The sequence below is a fragment of the Myxococcus sp. CA033 genome (assembly GCF_013336625.1).
Classification (GTDB): domain Bacteria; phylum Myxococcota; class Myxococcia; order Myxococcales; family Myxococcaceae; genus Myxococcus; species Myxococcus llanfairpwllgwyngyllgogerychwyrndrobwllllantysiliogogogochensis.
In genome coordinates, this window is the sequence record NZ_JABUMU010000075.1 from 1 (window position 1) to 1,037 (window position 1,037).

The 1,037-nt window shown below is 68.0% G+C and carries 1 protein-coding gene; it reads right to left on the reverse strand.

The window, feature by feature from the left end; all coding sequences use genetic code 11:
• The coding region (locus tag HUA78_RS45690) for an AMP-binding protein (protein WP_174479128.1) at nucleotides 1-1,037 on the reverse strand (1,037 nt) is incomplete at both ends.

The following is a 1,037-nucleotide window of genomic DNA, read 5'->3' on the forward strand; positions in this document are numbered from 1 at the left end:
AGGCGAGGCGGGACTGGGTGAGGGTGGAGGGAGGGGCGAAGTCGTCGCCGGAGGCGTCAGCTGCGGCGAAGTCGGGAGGAGGAAGAGCCTTCCTGTCGAGCTTCCCGTTGGCGGAGAGAGGGAAGGACGGGAGGGAGACGAGAGCAGCCGGCACCATGTACTCGGGCAGGCGCTGGGAGAGGAATGAGCGGAGCGCGGACGTGTCGACGTCCTGCTCGTTCGAGGTGAAGTAGGCGACGAGACGCTTGTCGCCGGGGACGTCTTCGCGAGCGAGGACGACGGCTTCCTGGATGCCAGAGAAGAGGCGGAGAGCGGCCTCGACTTCGCCCAGCTCAATGCGGAAGCCACGGACCTTCACCTGGAAGTCGGAGCGGCCGAGGAACTCGAGAGTGCCGTCGGCGAGCCAGCGGACTCGGTCCCCGGTGCGGTAGAGGCGAGCACCAGGAGTGCTGCTGAAGGGATGCGGGACGAAGCGCTCAGCGGTGAGGTCAGCGCGGTTGAGGTAACCCCAAGCGAGGCCGTCACCCCCGACGAAGAGCTCTCCAGGGACGCCCGGAGGCAGGGGCTGGAAGGAGGCGTCGAGAACGAAGGCGGAGGAGTTGGAGAGAGGAGCGCCGATGGGGACGGAGCGGGAGAAGGAGTCCCCATTCCGCAGCGAGTGAGTGGCGGAGAAGGTGGTGTTCTCGGTGGGGCCGTAGCCGTTGACGAGGACGTGGCCCGGGGGCAGCCGCGAGAGGTGCTCGCGGACGCGAGAAGGCGGCAGGACGTCGCCACCGGCGAGGACCTGGCGGACACCGGCCAGCGCGACGGGTTGAGTCGCCACCATCTGCTCGAAGAGAGCGGCGGTGAGCCAGAGGGAGGTAATGCCCTCGCGGACAAGCAGAGCGCCCAACTCCTCGAGGGACAGGGCATGAGGAGGAGCGAGGACGAGCTTGGAGCCGTGGAGGAGAGCGCCCCAGATTTCGAGGGTGGAGGCGTCGAAGGCGACGGGGGCTGCGTGGAGCCAGACGTCGGAAGCGGCGAAGGAGATGAAGGAA